Annotated in this window: 22 protein-coding genes; all 22 read left to right on the top strand. The window is 69.8% G+C overall.

Translation table 11 applies throughout. The features are described 5' to 3' along the window. The coding region (locus LLG88_06945) for a VRR-NUC domain-containing protein (protein MCE5246642.1) at positions 1-364 on the top strand (364 nt) is incomplete at its 5' end. A gap of 14 nt (positions 365-378) precedes the next feature. Then, a complete protein-coding gene (locus LLG88_06950; GenBank protein ID MCE5246643.1) occupies positions 379-651 on the top strand; it encodes a hypothetical protein in 273 nt (90 codons plus the stop codon). Then, positions 648-851 carry a hypothetical protein gene (locus LLG88_06955; protein ID MCE5246644.1) on the top strand — a complete coding sequence of 68 codons (204 nt, stop codon included), beginning with the start codon at positions 648-650 and terminating at the stop codon, positions 849-851. Before LLG88_06950 ends, LLG88_06955 begins: the two co-directional genes overlap by 4 nt. Positions 852-974: 123 nt before the next feature. Further along, positions 975-1169, top strand: a complete 195-nt coding sequence (locus LLG88_06960; GenBank protein MCE5246645.1) for a helix-turn-helix domain-containing protein — start codon at positions 975-977, stop codon at positions 1167-1169. 303 nt (positions 1170-1472) lie between these two features. Next, positions 1473-1934 carry a hypothetical protein gene (locus LLG88_06965; protein MCE5246646.1) on the top strand — a complete coding sequence of 154 codons (462 nt, stop codon included), beginning with the start codon at positions 1473-1475 and terminating at the stop codon, positions 1932-1934. After that, positions 1931-3199: a PBSX family phage terminase large subunit gene (locus LLG88_06970; GenBank protein ID MCE5246647.1), complete on the top strand. Its 1269-nt coding sequence runs from the start codon at positions 1931-1933 to the stop codon at positions 3197-3199. The genes LLG88_06965 and LLG88_06970 overlap by 4 nt, the downstream gene beginning before the upstream one ends. Further along, positions 3192-5621 carry a phage portal protein gene (locus tag LLG88_06975; protein MCE5246648.1) on the top strand — a complete coding sequence of 810 codons (2430 nt, stop codon included), beginning with the start codon at positions 3192-3194 and terminating at the stop codon, positions 5619-5621. The genes LLG88_06970 and LLG88_06975 overlap by 8 nt, the downstream gene beginning before the upstream one ends. Before the next feature lie 3 nt (positions 5622-5624). Continuing rightward, complete coding sequence (locus LLG88_06980; GenBank protein ID MCE5246649.1) at positions 5625-6020, top strand: hypothetical protein; 396 nt, start codon at positions 5625-5627, stop codon at positions 6018-6020. Between the two features lie 8 nt (positions 6021-6028). Further along, positions 6029-7387, top strand: a complete 1359-nt coding sequence (locus LLG88_06985; protein MCE5246650.1) for a hypothetical protein — start codon at positions 6029-6031, stop codon at positions 7385-7387. 109 nt (positions 7388-7496) lie between these two features. Beyond that, a complete protein-coding gene (locus LLG88_06990; protein ID MCE5246651.1) occupies positions 7497-8936 on the top strand; it encodes a hypothetical protein in 1440 nt (479 codons plus the stop codon). A gap of 55 nt (positions 8937-8991) precedes the next feature. Continuing rightward, complete coding sequence (locus LLG88_06995; GenBank protein ID MCE5246652.1) at positions 8992-9159, top strand: hypothetical protein; 168 nt, start codon at positions 8992-8994, stop codon at positions 9157-9159. Then, positions 9156-9374 carry a hypothetical protein gene (locus tag LLG88_07000; GenBank protein ID MCE5246653.1) on the top strand — a complete coding sequence of 73 codons (219 nt, stop codon included), beginning with the start codon at positions 9156-9158 and terminating at the stop codon, positions 9372-9374. Before LLG88_06995 ends, LLG88_07000 begins: the two co-directional genes overlap by 4 nt. Continuing rightward, entirely contained in the window at positions 9374-9976 is a 603-nt protein-coding gene (locus tag LLG88_07005) for a hypothetical protein (protein ID MCE5246654.1), read from the top strand. Before LLG88_07000 ends, LLG88_07005 begins: the two co-directional genes overlap by 1 nt. Next, positions 9973-10629, top strand: a complete 657-nt coding sequence (locus tag LLG88_07010) for a hypothetical protein (protein MCE5246655.1) — start codon at positions 9973-9975, stop codon at positions 10627-10629. The genes LLG88_07005 and LLG88_07010 overlap by 4 nt, the downstream gene beginning before the upstream one ends. Then, the gene (locus LLG88_07015; GenBank protein MCE5246656.1) at positions 10626-11117 is read left to right on the top strand and encodes a hypothetical protein; all 492 of its coding nucleotides are present in this window, start codon (positions 10626-10628) and stop codon (positions 11115-11117) included. The genes LLG88_07010 and LLG88_07015 overlap by 4 nt, the downstream gene beginning before the upstream one ends. Positions 11118-11120: 3 nt before the next feature. After that, positions 11121-11366: a hypothetical protein gene (locus LLG88_07020; GenBank protein ID MCE5246657.1), complete on the top strand. Its 246-nt coding sequence runs from the start codon at positions 11121-11123 to the stop codon at positions 11364-11366. Further along, complete coding sequence (locus tag LLG88_07025) at positions 11356-11877, top strand: hypothetical protein (protein ID MCE5246658.1); 522 nt, start codon at positions 11356-11358, stop codon at positions 11875-11877. The genes LLG88_07020 and LLG88_07025 overlap by 11 nt, the downstream gene beginning before the upstream one ends. Position 11878: 1 nt before the next feature. Then, entirely contained in the window at positions 11879-12466 is a 588-nt protein-coding gene (locus LLG88_07030) for a hypothetical protein (protein ID MCE5246659.1), read from the top strand. Positions 12467-12473: 7 nt separating this feature from the next. Beyond that, on the top strand, positions 12474-14705 hold the full coding sequence (locus tag LLG88_07035) for a hypothetical protein (protein MCE5246660.1): 2232 nt from the start codon (positions 12474-12476) through the stop codon (positions 14703-14705). Then, positions 14702-16837 (top strand): hypothetical protein, encoded by a 2136-nt coding sequence (locus tag LLG88_07040; GenBank protein ID MCE5246661.1) that lies wholly within the window; start codon positions 14702-14704, stop codon positions 16835-16837. Before LLG88_07035 ends, LLG88_07040 begins: the two co-directional genes overlap by 4 nt. 2 nt (positions 16838-16839) lie before the next feature. Continuing rightward, a complete protein-coding gene (locus LLG88_07045; protein ID MCE5246662.1) occupies positions 16840-17298 on the top strand; it encodes a hypothetical protein in 459 nt (152 codons plus the stop codon). Further along, a partial coding sequence (locus tag LLG88_07050; GenBank protein ID MCE5246663.1) for a hypothetical protein occupies positions 17298-17478 on the top strand: 181 nt, incomplete at its 3' end. The genes LLG88_07045 and LLG88_07050, both read left to right, overlap by 1 nt.

Raw genomic sequence — 17478 nt, forward strand, 5'->3', positions numbered from 1 at the left:
GCGCCGCGGGATTCCGGCGTGGGCGACCGACGGAGGCGCGGCGCGTCTGCGCGGGAGAGCCGCGGCGGTGCTGCGCGCGACGGGCGCCGGCGACTGCGTGGCGAGTCTCCACCGGTGCGGCGGCGCGGCCGTGGGCTGGCCGGACGTGATCGGCGTGATCCCGCCGACCGGGCGGATGCTGGCCGTCGAGGTCAAGCGCCCGGAGCAGGTGGAGCGGCACGGCGAGGGCTGGCGGCAGGTGCGGCCTGCGGGGAGCCCTAGCGCGGAGCAGGTGGCGATGCTGGCGAGACTCGAGGAATGCGGCGCGGTGGTCTGCGTCGCGTGGGACGAGAGGGATGTGGTCGATGCATTGGAGGGCAGATGAGCTTTGCGAGGCGAATGAAGCGGCCGGAGCAGATTTCGCGGAATAGGGAGCTCTTGGAGTACGTCGAGTATTGGCAGCGCAAGTTCTACGAGGCGAAGGAGGTGATCGGCCGCCAGAGCAGGGCGGGAATCGTGATGCTCGGCCGGCTTGGCGGAGAGGTCGTTCTGAGCGGTGAGAGTCTCGACGCGACTCGCGGCATGGCGCTCAGGTTCACTCCGGTGGACGGCGGCGTGAGGCTGTCGATTGTCTCCACATCCGCCAAGCCCGCCGACGCGGAGGCGAAATGAGCGACGAGTATGGCTTGGGATGGGACACTGCCCTGCATTACGCGCACATCGCGGCCGCGCTGGTCGTCAGACTCGGCGGGCGCGTCGAGCTGACCCACGAGGAGTGCGAGGGCGCCACGGTCCTGCGGATCGAGCCGATTCGGGAGCGCGCCGCCTTCGCGCTCGTAGCGGAGGCGAAGGAGCCGAGCGAGCGAGCCTAGACAAGGCAGCGCCCCGGGCTCTCGGCACCGGGGCGCAGAGGCAGGGGGACTGACCTCCGCGACAGAGTCTACCACGCGGGAGGCGCGATGTGTGACGGGATGACGGCGAGAGACCTAGCGGAGATGCTGCGGAGACGGCGCGCGGCGCTGTCGCTGACGCAGGAACAGGCGGCGGAAGCGGCGGGCGTCGGCGTCGCCACGTGGAAGCGTTGGGAGGCGGGCGGCGGCGCGTGCGGCCTTGCGGCGTCGTTCCTTCGCGCGCTGGACCGCGTAGGCGTCGAGGTGCGGGTCAAGTCGAGACTGAGGGATCAGATGTGATCCATTAGGTATCGGATGTGATACCTCCGCGCGGCCTCCATCGAGGGGCCGCGCTTTGCGTATGTCACGCTGAGAGTGAGGGCGAGGCATGGGCCGGACTCCCCGTGATTCACGCGACACCTCGGTAGTTGTCGAGGAGAGCGGAATCCCCCGAGTGCGGATTCCCGATCGCGTCGTCTACGTGGGAACGGGCGCGGACCTCGAACGAATCGACGCCGCGCGGCGCGAATGCCGATGCGGAGGCGGCCGCGAGTGCCGATGCGCCGGATCCGGACCCGAAAGCTACGAACCGAGGGAGGCGAGATGAGAGGCGGCGCGAGCAAGGCAAAGAAGGGCGCCGCCGCGAAGAAGCCTCGGAATATTCCGACGCCGCGGGCCGAGAAAAGACCGAGCCCCGGCCGGCCGCGATCCTTCGAGGATCCGCAAGTCCGCGAGACGCTGCTCGAAGAACTCCGCTTCCACCAGAACGTCGGCGTCGCCGCGTACCGGGCGGGGATCGCCCGCGACACAGTCTACGCCGAGATGAAGCGCGACCCGCAGTTCAAGCGCGACGTCGAGGAAGCGCGCCAGCTCGCGCTCGACTTCATCGAAGCGTCCGTGTTCGCGCAAGCGCGCTCGGGCGACCTCGGCGCTTGCTGCTGGGTCCAGAAGAATCGCGACCCGGAGCACTGGAAGGACCGGCGAGACATCGCGCACTCGAATCCTGACGGCTCCCCGCTGGTCCCGCCGCGGATCGTGGTCGAGTACGTCGGGGACGCCGAATGACCGCGGCCGTCGCGCCCGACGTGATCGCCGCGATGCCGCGGAAGCTCGCCTTCCTGCGGAAGCCCGCGCGCTACAAAGTGGCCTACGGCGGGCGCGGCGGCGGCAAGAGCTGGGCGTTCGCCCGGCAGTTGCTGATCCGCGGAGTCCAGGAACCGATCCGCGTCCTGTGCACCCGCGAGCTGCAGGTGTCCATTGCCGACAGCGTCCACAAGCTGCTCTCCGACCAGATCGCAGCGCTCGGGCTCGGCGGCTGGTACGCGATCCAGCAGCAGACGATCCGCGGGCGCAACGGGAGCGAGTTCATCTTCTCGGGCCTCCGATCGAACGTCACGAAGATCAAGTCGATGGAAGGCGTTGACGTCGTCTGGGTCGAAGAGGCCGAGACGGTCAGCGAAGAGAGCTGGCGCATCCTGATCCCGACGATCCGCAAGAAGGGCTCCGAGATTTGGGTGTCGTTCAACCCGCGCGAAGAGAGCGATCCGACGTATAGACGTTTCGTCGTGAATCCGCCGCCGGACGCCGTCGTCGTCAAGATCGGCTGGCAAGACAATCCTTGGTTCCCGGCCGAGCTACGCCGGGAGAAGGAGTACGACTATTCCGTCGATCCCGACGCCGCCGCGCACGTTTGGGGCGGGGAATGCCGCTCGCAGAGCGATGCGCAGGTGCTCAAGGGGAAGGTCGTCGTCGAGTCGTTCGACCCGCGCCCCGAATGGTCCGGCCCGTACTACGGCGCGGATTGGGGCTTCGCGAAGGATCCGACCACGCTCGTTCGCGCCTACGTGGACGAAGAGACGCGCACGCTCTACGTGGACGCGGAAGCCTACGGCGTCGGCGTTGACATCGACGCGACGCCGGCCCTCTTCGACGGCGTTCCCGGCGCCCGCGACCACGCGATGCGCGCCGATTCCGCGCGGCCGGAAACCATCAGCTACATGAAGCGCAACGGCTACCCGCGCATCGTCGGCGTCGAGAAATGGCAAGGCTCCGTCGAGGACGGGATCGCGTTCCTGCGCTCGTTCGCGCGCATCGTCGTGCATCCGCGCTGCCGCCACGTGGCGGAAGAGGCGCGCCTGTATTCGTACCGCGTGGACCGCCTGACCGGCGACGTCCTGCCGATCGTCGAGGACGCGCACAACCACACGATGGACGCCCTCCGCTACGCCCTGCAGCCGCTCATCCGGCGCGCGGGCGGCGGCTGGGGCCGATTCCTCTCGAAGCGTGCGGCCGGCGCCGAGGCCGGCGTGAAGGAGGCCGCGGGTGCTTAGGCGCATCGTCAAGGCGGCGCGGCAGGTGGCCGAACGCGCGGACCTCGCGGATCAAGCGGAGGCCCTGCTGTCCGGCCGGTGGAACGTCTCGGGATCGCAGACCGACCCCGCGCGCGTCGCGGTCAACGACGCCGCGGTCGCCGGCGACGGCCGGCCCATGGCCCCCGCGCCGCCGATCCAGCCGACCGAGCCGCTCGGCCGCTCTCCGCGCGCGTGGGTGCCGCCGCTCGGCTGGAATCTCGGCACGGTCCCGCGCGGCAACGTCCCCGGCCTGACGCCGGTCGCCACGCTGCGCGCGGTCGCCTCGTGGGACCTCGTGCGTTGCGCGATCAACGACCTCATCGGCCAGATCGTCGGCCTCGATTGGGTCGCGCGCGGCAAGTCGGACCTTCGCGGAGACCCGGACCCAGCGGACCTCGCCCGCGCCAAGGCGTTCCTTGCGATGCCGGACGCGGCGAACCGCGTTCCGCTGCGCGCGTGGCTCGTGCGCGCGGTCGAGGAAGTCGTCGTCACCGACGCCCTGTCCCTCGTTCCGCGCCGCGCGCTCGACGGGACGCCGCTCGGCCTGACGCAGATCGACGGAGCGACAATCTGCCCGCGCGTGGACGTCTACGGCGAGTACCCGTTGCCGCCGGCGACGGCCTACCAGCAGATCGTCTACGGCCGTCCCGAGACGGACTTCACGTTGCCCGGCGGCGACGCTCCGCTCTGGTACGTCCCGATGAGCCCGCGCGTCGATTCGCCCTACGGGCGCTCGCGCGTCGAGGCGATCCTGTTGACGGCCAATCTGGCCGCGCGAAGCAACAACTTTGACCTGAGCTGGTTCACCGAAGGCAACATCCCCGAGGCGATCTACGGGATGCCCGCCGACGTCGGCGAAGAGGCCCTGCAGAAGATGCAGGACTACTTCGACGAGAAGTTCGCGGGCGTCGATCACGCGCGCTCTGGCCGCGTCGCGCTCCTGCCCGACGGCAAGCTGATGCAGTTCCAGCAGCGGCAATGGAGCTACGACAACGCCGAGTGGTGGGGGCGGCTGATCTGCTGGGCGATCGGCGTCTCGAATTTGCCGCTCGCCAAGATGATGAATCGCGCCACGAGCGAGCAGGCCGAGAAGGGCTCGACCGACTCCGGCACGAAGCCGGTCGCCAAGTTCGTCGCGGAAATCCTGACGCGCTACCTCGCCGACGAGCTCGGCATCGCGGACGTCGAAATCGCGGTGGACGACGCGGAGGCGATCGCCCCCGAGACGGCGCAGGCCCGCGACGAAGGCGACGCGCGAAGCGGCCTCCGCACGCTCAACGAAATCCGATCCGAGCGCGGCCTGCCGCCGTACCCCGACGCGATCGGCGCGCGGCCGTTCGTCATCACGGGCTCGGGCCCGGTCTACTTCGACCAGCCGCAGCCGGCCGCGGCTCCCGCGACTCCGCAGCCCGCCGCGCCTCCGCAGGACGACGACGCCGAGGCGAAGGCCGAGCTGATGCGCTGGCGCAAGGTCGCGCGGAAGTGCGTCAAGGCGGCGCGCCCCGTGCGCGACTTCGCGAGCGACGTTCTGCCCGAGTCGCGCCGCGCCCCGCTGGCCGCGCTCCTCAAATGCGCGCGCGACGACCGGCAAGTCGAGCACCTGTTCAAGGCGGCCATGGTCGGCCACGGTCACGGCTCCCGCGCGTGGTCGCGCTCCGAGGCGACGATCCGCTCGGCCGTCGAGGACTGGCTTGAGTCGGTCGCCCCGGCCGTCCGCAATTGGGCGGCGATGCGGGCGAGCGCGCGCAAGGCGTCCGGCGACGTTCCGCGCCCGCCGGTGGACGTGCCGGAGCGCGACGCGGAGATGATCCGGGAAGCCCTGGTCGAGATGCAGACGGGCGGTCGAGCGGACGCGGCGATCGCGTTGAAGGCCACGCTCGACGCCGACCCGGCTCGCGCGCGGGCCTACGCCGCGAAGCGCGCGGCCGAGCTCGTCGGACGCCGCATCGTCGGCGGCGACGCGGAGTCCGGCTACGAGACGGCCGCGAATCCGAACCCGCGGTGGGCGATCACCGAGACGTTGCGCGATGACCTCCGCTCGCTCGTCGAGCGGTCGCTCGAGGAAGGCGCGAGCCCGCAGGAAATCGCGTCGCGCGTGGACGAGCTGCTGGCCGACCCGGAGCGCGCCGAGACGATCGCGCGCACCGAGACTGGCTTCGCGTACAACGCCGGCGCGGCGGACGGATATCGGGAGCTCGGCGTCGAGCGCGTCGAGGTGCTCGACGGAGACGGCTGCCTGCCGGACGGACACGACGACGGCGCGCCCGAGCCCGACGACGGCGACGGCGTCCAGCCCGACGCGCAGGCGAACGGGCAGACGTGGGACGTATCCGACTTCGCGCGTTACCCCCTCGGGCATCCCCGCTGCGTGCGGGCCGCGGTGCCCGTCACGGAGGCGTGACCTATGGCTTCCCCGATGACCCTCCTCGCGTCGGCGACGCAGACCGGCAGCGCCAGCGGGGCGACGATCCCGCTGAACACCGTGTCGATGCTCGACGCGATTCTCACCGTGACCGCGACGAGCGGCACGATCACCGCCTTCAAGCTCTGGCTCGAAGGCAGCGTGGACGGCGGCACGACGTGGGCCCCGATGGCCCCCGACGTGACCGCCGACGCCTCCGCGCTCACCTGCGCGTGGACGGCCGCGACGCCGTTCGTGGTCAACGTCTCCGCGGCTCCGGCCCTGCAGTCGTGGGTTGCGCGGTACAAGCAGACCCCATGCAACGCGGTGCGCGTGCGGTGGACGCTGACGGGCACGACCCCGAGCGTCACGTTCGCCGTGCTCGCGTGCGGGAAGTGAGGCGCTCCGTGAAGCCGCTGGTCCGGTTCGCGCTGACGAAGATCGACGAGGACCAACGTCTCGTATACGGCGTCGCCGCGGCCGAGGAAGTGGACAAGAGCGGAGAGATTCTCGACTACGAGTCGAGCAAGCCGCTCATCGCCCAATGGAGCGAAGAGGCGCGCAAGGCTACGGAAGCCGCGGGGCAGGAGACGAGCTACGGCAACGTGCGCGTCATGCACGGAATGACCGTCGCCGGACCGCTGCGGTCGATCGAGTTCGACGACGCCGCGAAGTCCGTCAGCGTCTGCGCGCACGTCGTGGACGACGCGACTTGGAACATGGTCGCGGCCGGCGGCTACACCGGCTTCTCGATCGGCGGCGACTACGCGAAACGCTGGTACGACCCGCAGGCGAAGGCGGTGCGCTACACCGCCGCGCCGAAGGAAATGAGCATCGTCGATAACCCGTGCATCGGATCGGCCCATTTCACCGTGGTGAAGGCCGACGGCGCTACGGAGACTCGCGCCTTCCGCGCGATGGAGGCACGCATGGATTGGGAATCGTTGGTCAAGGTGTACGCGCGCGGGCGGCTCGCAAAAGACCTTTCGAGCGCCGGCGACGCGAGCGCGACGCTGCAGGGCATCCGCGAAGGCATGGCCGCGCTGGTCGAGAACCTCTCCGACCCGAGCGGGCTGCAGGCCGCCATCGACAAGTTCGACGCCGCGGCGATCAAGGCCCTGCAGGCGGAAATCGCCGCGAGCGCCGAAGAAGAGGCCAAGCCCGCGGACGACGCGGAAGCCGCCGAAGGCGACGCTCCGGCCGAGGCCGAGGCGAAGGACGCGGGACTCGAGGATGCGGCCGGGATGAAGCCCGCGGACCCGAAGCCGGACGACGCCAAGCCCGCCGCCGACGTTCCCGCGGCCACCGACAACCCGAAGATCCCCGGCAAGCCGCAGCCCGTTGACGGCAAGCCGAAGGAAGATTCCGACGACGCCGACAAGTGCACCGGCCCGACGCAGAAGGCGGCGGACGCGGACGGCGAAGGCGAGCTGCGGAAGCTCGCGACGGCCGCTCGCGCGGAAGCCGCGGAACTGAAGGCCGCGCTGCAAAAGAGCGTCGCCGACCACGCCGCGCTCGCCGAGAAGTACGAGGCGCTCGCGGCCCGCGTCGAAAGCCTCGCCAAGACCGCCGCCCCGATCGGCCGACCCGCCGAGAACGTCGCGAAGACGCTCGGCGTCGAAAGCCTGATCGCGCGCGGCGACGCCTTCGCCACGGTCTCCGACGTGAACGACGCGCTCGACACGCTCCGCAAGGCGGGGGCGAGCGCGGAAACGCTGACGAAGCTGACCATCGAGGCCGCCGCCGCGACCTGCCGGCGCGGCTGACGAGATGGGGCGGCGGGGGTCGCTCCCCGCGCTCGGAACGCCAGCCGAGCGCAGCCGCCCCGATTCACCCACTGGCGCGCGGCTACTGGCGTCCGCCTGAGAGCGGACAATGGACCTCAACGAAATCACGCGCGAGACGCTGGCGAAAGCCACCGAGCTCACGTCGCGGAACATCGCCAAGGCGAGCCTCGCCAAGGCGACCGCGGACGGTTCCAGCTACCTCACCGGCTACAACCTCAAGGACACCGCCATCCTGCTGCAGAACCTGAGCAGCGAATGGCGCAAGACCATTCCCCGCCGCACGGTCGGCGGCAAGCAGTACGACTACCGCCGCATCGTCTCCGTCAGCCCGAGCGGCGCGTTCTTCGCCGCGGACGGCACGCGCTCCAACGGCATCAGCCTGACGACCGACAGCAAGACCGTCTCCTTCGCCTCCTATGGGCGCTTCTACGACATGAGCTGGGAAGCGGTCCTCGCCTCGAAGAACTTCGAGGACGTTCGGGCGCGCGTCCAGACGCTCGCGATGCTCGAAGCCCTGCGCGAAGAAGAGGCCATGATCCTCGGCTCGACCGTCTCCGCGGTCGGCGCTCCGACCGGCCTCTCCGTCACCGGCGCGGCCTCCGGCGGCTCCCTCGGCGCCGGCACCTACTACGCCACCGTCTGCGCGGTGACGATGGAAGGCGTGATCCAGACCGTGGTGGCGCGCCCGGACGCGAACGGCAAGTTCGACGCGAGCGCGACCGTCCCGGCGCTGCCGACGCGCGGCGTCTCCCCGGCCAGCACCGAGGCCAACTCCGGCGCGCTGTCCGGCAGCACCAACCAGATCACGCTCTCCTGCACCGCGGTGAAGAACGCCGTGGCGTACCTCTGGGGCGTCGGCACCTCGACGGGCGCGGAAAAGCTCCAGTGCATCACGACCGCGCCGAAGGTCGTCATCACCAACATCAACACCACCGGCGCGGCTCTTCCGAGCTCGGACACGACCGCCAACTCGAACGGCTTCGCGGGCATCATCCCGCAGCTCAACGCGAGCGGCAGCGGCGCCTACGTCAAGACGCTCGGCGCGAAGCTCAGCTCGCCGACCGGCTCGCACATCCCGGAAATCGCCGACGCCATCCAGGCGATCTTCGACAACACCAAGACCCAGCCCTCCCGCATCGTCTGCGGAGGCTACGACGCGCGCGTGCTCGACGCCGCCTACGGGACCGGCCCGAGCAACGACCGCGTCAACTACTACGTCCAGATGGGCGCGGACGGCCCGATGTTCAAGCCGGTCCGCGAAATCCCGTCTCCGATCGACGGCTCGTCCATCCCGATGGAAGTCTCCACGTGGCTCCCGGGCGGCACGATCCTGTTCCTGCAGGACCGCGTCACCTACCCGAGCGCCGAAATCCCGGCCCCTTGGGAAATGGTCATGGGCGCCGACGTAACGGGCTTGGACTACGCGATGACCAAGCCGTGCTACGAGGCGGAAATCCGCCTCAACGGCGCGCTCGTCGGCTACGCCCCGGCCCTGCAGGGGATGCTCGTGGACGTCCGCAACTACTGATTCCGACCGGGGCGGGGGCTTCGGCTCCCGCCCCTTCCCGACGCGGAGGCGCGGCGTGAACGAGAGCGAGACGCGGATTCCCATGGCGGCCCCGGACGGCACCACCGAGGTCGGCATTTCCGGCGGCGGCCATTACGTCGTCGAGGACGGCCGCGTGCTCGCGCTCCCCGAGCACGTCCCGTTCCTCGAGCGCGCCGGCTTCGTCGTCGAGGATAAGCGATGAGCGAGAAACGCAGTCCGCGCGGAGAGCCGCGCGAGAGCGCGCCCGCGAAGGCGCGCGAGCCGAGAGAAGGGCACGCCTTGATGGCGGCCCCCGAAGGCGCGTCGAGCGTCGGCGTTCCGGGCGCGACGTACCGCGTCGGCGACGACGGCCTCGTGGAAGTGCCGCACGAACACGCCCCGGCGCTCCACGCCGCCGGATTCCGGCGGGTGCGCTGATGGCCGCCGCGCTCGTCGCGTCGATCGACCGGCTGCTGGCCGCGGCTCCGTCCGCGACCGCCAACCCGGACAAGACGCTCCTGCTGGCGAAGGCCGCGGAGGCGCAGGCGATCGTCGAGCGCGAGTGCGGGCGCGCCATCGGGCTCGATGCGCGCGTCGAGCGCCACAGCGGCGCGAAGGCCGCGGGCCGCGACAAGACCCACCTCTACCTCGCCGCGTTCCCCGTGGACGCGACGCAGACCGTCACCGTCTCCGAGGACGGCTCGCAGCTCTCCGTCTCCGACGACCCGGCGACGAGCCCGGACGTGCTGCTGCTCGCGGACCGCGGCGTGCTGGTGCGCGCCGGCGGATGGAGCGACGCGACGCCGGCCAACATTCTCGTGTCCTACGTCGGCGGCTACGACGAAGACACCGCCCCCGCGGACCTCTCGTTCCTCGTGACCGCGGTCGCGTGGCGGCTCTACCAGCTCCGCGCGACGTTGGGCGTCAAGACGGCCGGCCGCGGCGGAGGAACGGCCACGTGGGACAACGCGCTCACGCCGATGGAATCGGCCGCGCTGTGGGGCTGCCGCGCGTCCCTGCGGCCGAGGACGCTCGCGTGATCGACTTCAAGGTCAGGGCCGAGTCGGCCGACGACGCGATCGCGCGCCTCCGCGAGACGGGGAAGCAGTTGCCGAACGCGGCGCTCGCCGCCGTGCGCGGGGCCGTGGGCTACTTCATCGCGTACACGATCAAGTCCCGCTTCCTGAACAAGGGCCCGCGCTACCTCAACCGGCAGACCGGGAGCGCCATTCGCTCCGTCACGGCGTCGTGGAAGATCGAGCCGCCGACGAAGGACGACGCTCACGCCTCCGCGACGTGGGGCTCGAACCTCTCCTACGTCATGCGCCACGAGTTCGGCGGCACCTACCGCGAGCACGTCCGCGCCTACATCCGGCGGCTCAAGCCGAGAATGTCGCGGAAGACCGCCGCGGCCGTGCGGGAAGTCGTCGGAATGCAATCCACCGAGGCCGCGCGCCGCGATCAGGCGCGGGCGCTCGGCACGGCCTACGTCCGCGCGCACGACCGCACGCGCACCTACCGCGAGCGCCGGATGTTCCGCGACGCGCTCGACGACCGCGATTACATCCTCGACTCCGCGCTGCGCTTCGCCGTGGACATGCTCGAATCGCAGGGCCGCGCGCCGACGACGCGCGAAGTCCTCTCCTTTCTCTGCCGCGACGTTCAGCCGCCGGCCGACTTCGTGGGTGAATGATGGCTTGCTCTCCGCGCAAGGCGTTCATCGCGATGGGCGACGCCCTCGCCGAAATCGCGTCGGCGAACGGGTACAACACCGACCTCAACGGCGTCGTGCCGCGCTTCGTCCTGCCGGGCGAGCCGGGCGCTCCCGACGTGCCCTTCGTCTGCGTCGAGCTGAACGACGCGGGCGACTACGAGACGCCGGACAGCGTGGTGAAGGCGAAGATCCGCGTTCCGGTGCACGGCTTCGTCGCGGACGTTGACGCCGCTTCCTTCGCCGACTCGGCGGCCGTCGCGGCCTACGCGCTCCACGACGACATTCTCCGCGCCGTGATGCCGGACCCCGGCGGGCCGTGGAACCTCGGCGTTGCGGGAATCGACGACGTGACGCCGGTGTCGAAGGAAATCTCCGCGGGCGTCTTCAACGGCCGCGGATTCGTGTGGGTCCAGATCGACTTCGAGGTCGCGGTCTACTTCGACCGAACGACGCTCGCGAGGAGCTGAGAGATGAAACGACTGCGCTTCAACCTGCCGCCGAACGCGCTCACGTGGTACGAGCGCGCTGACGGGAAGGTCGTCCAAGTCCGCGACGGCGCGGCCGTGGAGTCCGCCGAGGTGCCGGAGCCGCAACGCTCCGCGTTCCTCATGGACGGGCGGGCCGTCGAGGAAGACGACAACGAGGACTCCGCGCCGTCGAGCGCGGGCGATCACGCCGACGTAATCGGCGCGGAGGAAACGAACGATGGCCGGTGATGCGAGCAAGATCCTCATCGGGGCCGCGACGGTGTCGATCGGCCCTTGGGTGACCGCGGGCGGCGCGGGAACGCTGGTGGACGTTGGATTCACGAGCGGGCCCGTCGAGCTGACGACCAAGACGACCTTCTACGACGCGAAGGTCGAGCAGGCCGAGACGCCCGTCGCGCAAGCGATCACGGAGCAGAGCTTCACGCTCAAGGTTCCGTGCATTCAGGGAGAGCTCGAAAAGCTCCGCATGGCGACGCAGCAGCCGACCGCGAACCTCGTGACGAAGACGCTCACGGTCGCGCGGCCGACGCTGCAGTACTACCAAGTCCAGTTCGTCGGCAAGGGCCCCGAAACCGGCGGCACGCGCACCGTGACCATCTACCGCTGCATCGTGAAGGACGTGGGCGCGATCCAGTTCGGCAAGGGCGCCGAACAGAAGTACGAGCTGACCCTCGAAGCGTATCAGGACACCAGCATCACCGCGACCGCGAACACCGTCATGAAGGTCGTGGACGCCTGATATGTGGACTCTCCTGACGAGGCGTCCGGCCACGGTCGAGACGGAGGGGCGCGCGTACCTCGTGCGCCCCCCGTCGATGTACGCCGTTCTGTCCTGCGTCGCGCTCTACCTGCCGGCGATCCGCGAAGTCCGCGCGGCGTTCGTCGCGTCGGGGAAGCCGCTCGACGCCGAGGGCCGCGCCGCTCTCGAGGATCTGTTTCTCGGGATGCCGGACCTCGCGCGTCTTGTCCTCTCCGCGTGCGTTGACGGGCCCATTCCCGACCGCGACTTGCGGCCGGTCTTCAAGGCCGCGCTCTCGCTCGTGGACGCGGACGCGGTCCTCTCGACGATCGACCTCGACGCCCTCTGCGCGCCGGTGTCCGAGGACGCCATCCCCGCTCCGCGCGATCCCGCGGCGGTAGACCGTTTCGAGTTGGCGGCGCATCGCATCGCGATCGCCTACGGCGCGACGCCGCACGCGGTCCTGGCGGAATGGCCGGCGGATTCCTTCGTGAGCGCGGGCCGCGCGCTGCGGATGCTGGAATCGCCCGCCGGCGTCGAGCCGCCGGATGAGCGCGACACGTCGGCGTGGGTAGCCGCGACCGAGTGAGGCGACGATGGCCGGAGGAAACGACCTGACCGTGCGCGCCGTCGTCGAGGCGATCCTGCAGGGGCAGGGCTTCGAGGAGGCGAAGGCGGGGCTGGAAAAGCTCCGCGACACGGCGAAGGAAACGGGCGAGAAGGGAGCGCCGGCGATCGGGCAGCTCAACGATGCGCTCGGCCAGTGCGGCATCCGGCTCGGGCAAATCGCGTCGCTCGGGTTCCTCGCCGGCCTCATCAAGTCTAGCGTCGTCGAGTGGGCCAACCTCGAACGCCAGATCGAAACGCTCAACATTCAGCTCGCGTCGCTCGGGCAGGGCGCGGCGAAGGAGGCGGTCGAGAGCTTCATCGACGGACTCACCGCGATCGGCCGCCCCGCGGAAACGACGGCCTCCGCGCTCAACCGCTTCCTCGGCACGACGCGCGACGCCGACGCCGCGATGGCCGCGGTGAAGATGGCATCGGACCTCGCCGCCGGCGGTTTCGGCACGCTCGAGGGCAACGTCGAAAATATCACCGCGCTGTTCAAGGGCCGCTTTCAGGGCGCGCTCGGAACGCTCGGATCGAACCTCGATGAGCACGGGCACAAGGTCAAGGACGCGGCGACCGCGTACCGGCTCCTCGAAGAGAAGCAGCGGCTCGTCAACCAGCGCGCGAAGGACACGAAGAGCGAACTGGCGAGCATGTCCGGCCAGTGGGAGTTGATGAAGGAGAAGATCGGCAAGGGCTTCGCCCAGCTCTTCGACTTCCTGTTCCCGGTCATCAACGTCGTCCTCAAGGTTCCGGCGTTCATTGGACGCGGCTGGGGCCAGACGTTCAACGTGATCATCAACAGCGCCAAGGCGTGCGGCGACACGCTGGCCGCTGTCTTCAACCTCGAGGAGCTGCTCAAGTCTCCGAAGGCGTACCTGACGAGCGTCAAGGGCGCGTTCTCCAACGCCTTCGCGTTGATGAAGGACACCGTCGTTGACGCCGTAACGGACCTCACGACGGTCTGGACCGACCAGCCGGCGCAGGTCGTCAAGACCTCGGAGGCCGGCAACAAGGCGCTCGGCAAGATCCTCGCCGGCATGGTCGAGAACACCGAAAAGGCCTCCACGGAAGCCGCGACGAAGGTCGAGGCCGTGCACGACGAAGTCATCAAGAAATGGCTCGCCCGCCAGCAGGAGGCGCGGGAGGCCGACCTGCAGGCGAAGAAGGCGCAGATTCAGGCCGAGATTCAGGCCGAGCGCGAAGGCAGCCCGCGGCGCGCCGCGCTGGAACGCGAACTGCTCGACGTCGAGTACTCCGACGCGATCGCGAAGTTCAAGGGGACCGAACAAGGCAAGCTCGCAATCGCGGCCGAGTTCGCCGCGAAGCGCATCGCGCTGGCGACGAAGGAAGCGGACGCCGGGGCCAAGCGGTTCCTCGACTCCTACAAGAAGCAGCTCGACAACGAACTGCTGCTCGACAAGATGAAACGCGACATGGACAAGGAGGACTACGAGAACGAGGTCCGGGCCTTCGAGCAGATGGGAGACGCCTACATCGCCGTGAACCTCGAGGCCTACAAGTGGTATCTCGAAAAGCGCAAGGAAGCGCTGATCGCCGAGCTGAACGCCGAGGAAGCGGCCGAATCCGCGAAGGAGACGGACCCCGAGATTCAGGCCGCGATCCACGAGAAGTACCAGCGGAAGCGTCTCGCGCTGACGAAGCAGACAGCGGCGCAAGAGGTTCAGGTCGAGAAGAACGCGGCGAAGACGAAAACGCAGATGGTCGCGGACGGCCTCGGCGCTCTCGCGACGGCGTTCCCGCAGTTCAAGGCGTTCGCCATCGCGCAGGCGCTCATCAACACCTATCAGGCCGCGACTTCGGCGCTCAACGCGCCACCCGGCCCGCCGTGGTCGTTCGTCTACGTCGCCGCCGCGATCGCGCAGGGCTTCGCGCAGGTCCGCGCGATCCAGTCCCAGAATGTCGCGATGGCGACCGGCGGCGTCGTCACCGGCCCGACGAACGCGCTCGTGGGCGAGGCCGGGCGGGAGGCCGTCGTCCCGCTGGAATCGCCGTCCGCGATGCGGATCCTCTCGGACGCGCTCGGGCGCGCCGGCGGGACGACCGTGAGCAACGCGAGCAGCACCGTCGTCGATTCCGCCGTGCATATCCACTTCAACGGGCCGACGACGATGGTCGGCGGATCGGCCGGCGTGCGCGAGCTGACGAGGCTCATCAACAAGGAGCAGGCGCGCAACGCGGCGAGGTACATGAGGTGAGCGTCCCTCGATTCCACGTCGAGCTGAGGACGCCGGACGGCGCGGTGTGGGACGTCTCCGACCGCATCGACGGGTCCGCGGTGTCCTCGCTGACGGAAGAGACGGACGAGACGCTGCTGACGCTGACCCACTCGGACGTGACGCTCACACTCGCGAACCGCGACGGATTCTTCACGCGGATGTTCGCGGGCGCGAAGCCGGGCGACGCCTACGACGTGACGATCGACCGCTTCGCCGGACTCGGCCGCTGGTCGCGCGTCTTCGGCGGAACGCTCGACTTCCCGTGGTCGGTCGATTTCGACGACTACGACCGGACGTGCTCGATCCAGGCGTTCGCGTACACGAAGCTGCTCGAAGGAGCGACGGCGGACGGCCTCAAGCGGACGTTCTCCGGCGTGACCGGCACGGTCGCGGCGTCCTCCTCGCGTCTCGCGCTGACCGCGACGACGGGCCTGATGCCCGGCGACAAGCTTACGCTCGCGAATGGGACGACCACCGAGACGCAGGTCGTCGCGCGCGTCGTGGACTCGACGCACGTCGTCACGGTCGCCGCGTTCACGAACGCCTTCACGGGCGCTCCGGTCACGCTCGAGACTCCGTACTACCGCGGCCTGACGACCGCGCAACTCGCGTCGTCGCTCGCGGCTCTCGCGGGAATCACGAGCGTCTCGGTCAGCATCCCCGCGGCCTTCGCCGCGATCCCGTTCCCGACCGTCATGGACTCGCAGGGGCTGCCGTCCGGCGCGCCGGACGCGATCCTGGAAAAGTCGTCCTCGCTCTACGTCTACCAGGGCGGCCATCGCTACTACGCGGCCGACGCGATGAGCGCCTTCGTCGATGGCGGGGCGGACGCCGTCAAGCAGGACTGGCGCCCCTACCTCGCCGCGGAGCCGACGACGCTTCTCGCGCCGTCCGGCGACGGGGTAGTGGACTACGTCGATGCCGCGCACCCGACCTACAACGTGCAGGCAGACACGCAGGGCAACTACTCGATCAAGATTAACCTCTACAAGAACGGGGCGTTCGTCGCGACGCTCGGGACGATCCCGCCCGGCGCCGACAACGCGCCGACGTTGGACTCGTTGTCGTTCGACCTCGCTCCGCAATGGGGCGAGGTGTGGGCGTCATGGGCCGGGTCGTACTTGGGCACAAACGGCGCGCGGAAGGACGTTCTCCGCGTCGTGCGCGCCACGACGGCGGGGGCCATCCTGTGGGTCGACACGTCGCACGGCGGGCCCGTCGGATCGTGCGACGGCGGCAGCCGCATGGCGGTGGCCGCGCTCCCGGCCGGCGGCGGCGTGAGCGTCTATGCGGCCGGCGGGTCGCTCGCGCTCACGCTCGCCGGCGTCGTCTCCGAATTATCGATGCACACCTTCCGCCGCGTTGGGGCGTTCTATTGCTGCGTCGGGTATTTGTGGCGCGGGAAGTCGGCCGTCAGCGTGTGGGACGCGGAGACCGGCGCCCTTGCCGCGACCTACGAAGTCTCCGCGTCGGCGCCGACCTTCGCGACCGCGACGTGCTTCACGGACAACGGCGGCATCGTCGCGGAGTACGACGGCTACGCCGGCGGCGCGTGGTTCAGCGTCTCGACGCGCAGCTCCGGCGTGATCCCCTACGCCGACTTTTCCGGCATGAGCGTGCTCGACGCGCTCAAGGAGCTGGCGATCGTCAACGCCGCGGTGATCGAGGTCACGCCGTACCGCGAGCTCAAGATCACGTCGCGTTCTCTCGTCGGCGCGGACCGCGATCCGATCCCGCTGTCGTCGCCGCTCAAGCGGCGCCGGCGCCCGGTGTGGGAGAGCTACCGCGCATACGCCAAGGTCACCGGCAAGGACGAGGGCGACGCGGACGTGGCCGGAGAGGCCGGCGCGATCGGCGACAGCGCGCACGAGCTGGACGTGGACGTGCATATCCCGATCACGCTCGGGCTCGCCGGAGCGCTGGCGCAGGCCTACGCCTCGTGGTTCGGTGCCGTGCGAGAGCAGCGCGACGCGACGCACGCCGAGCCGTCGAGCGGCCCCGTGCACCTCTACGACCGCGTCCTCGTTGACGACCGCGTATGGCGCGTGACCAAGGCGCAGATCGACCTCTACAGCGTGCAGGCGGACCTGCAGATGATCGCGGAGAGCTGACGATGGGCTACTCGTGGAGCAACGCCTATTTCCGGATCGCGCCGCAGGACGGGACGGCGGCAACGATCCGCCTCTCGACGGCGTTCGCGTGGTGCGGCGGCGCGCTCAAGATCGACGTGACGCCGGAAGTCGAGCAGATCAAGCGCGAGACGATCGACCGCGCGCTGCTGACGGAGACGTTGGGCTACCGCTACAAGATCGCCTTCACCTTCGCGGTCGGCGGTTCGATGGCCGACCACGCCGCGCTGGCCGCGATCCTCTCCGCGCTCTCGCGCGCCGACGCCGACGTGTACCTCTCGATGGATGGATCGACGGAGCGCAAGGTCGTCCTGTCGTCGCCGGGATACGGCCCGATCAAGCCGTTCAACGGCAAGCCCTTCGCCGGCGCGGAGTTCACGCTGACCGTCGAGACGTCCCCCCTCGAAGACTCGATCGCTCCGATCGGGTCGGGAGTCCTCTGATGCGCCGCATCCTCTCCGTTCTCCTCGCCCTTCTCCCCGCGCCCGCCCTGGCCGCCCTCCCCGCGGTCACGATCACGCGGACCCTCTCGGCCCCGGACGGCACGCGCCCTCAGTCGGGCACGATCCGCGCGACCCTCGGCCCGGTCGCGGCGACCTACTCCGGCGACGGCCAGACGACCG

Source organism: bacterium, assembly GCA_021372775.1.
Classification (GTDB): Bacteria; Acidobacteriota; Polarisedimenticolia; order J045; family J045; genus JAJFTU01.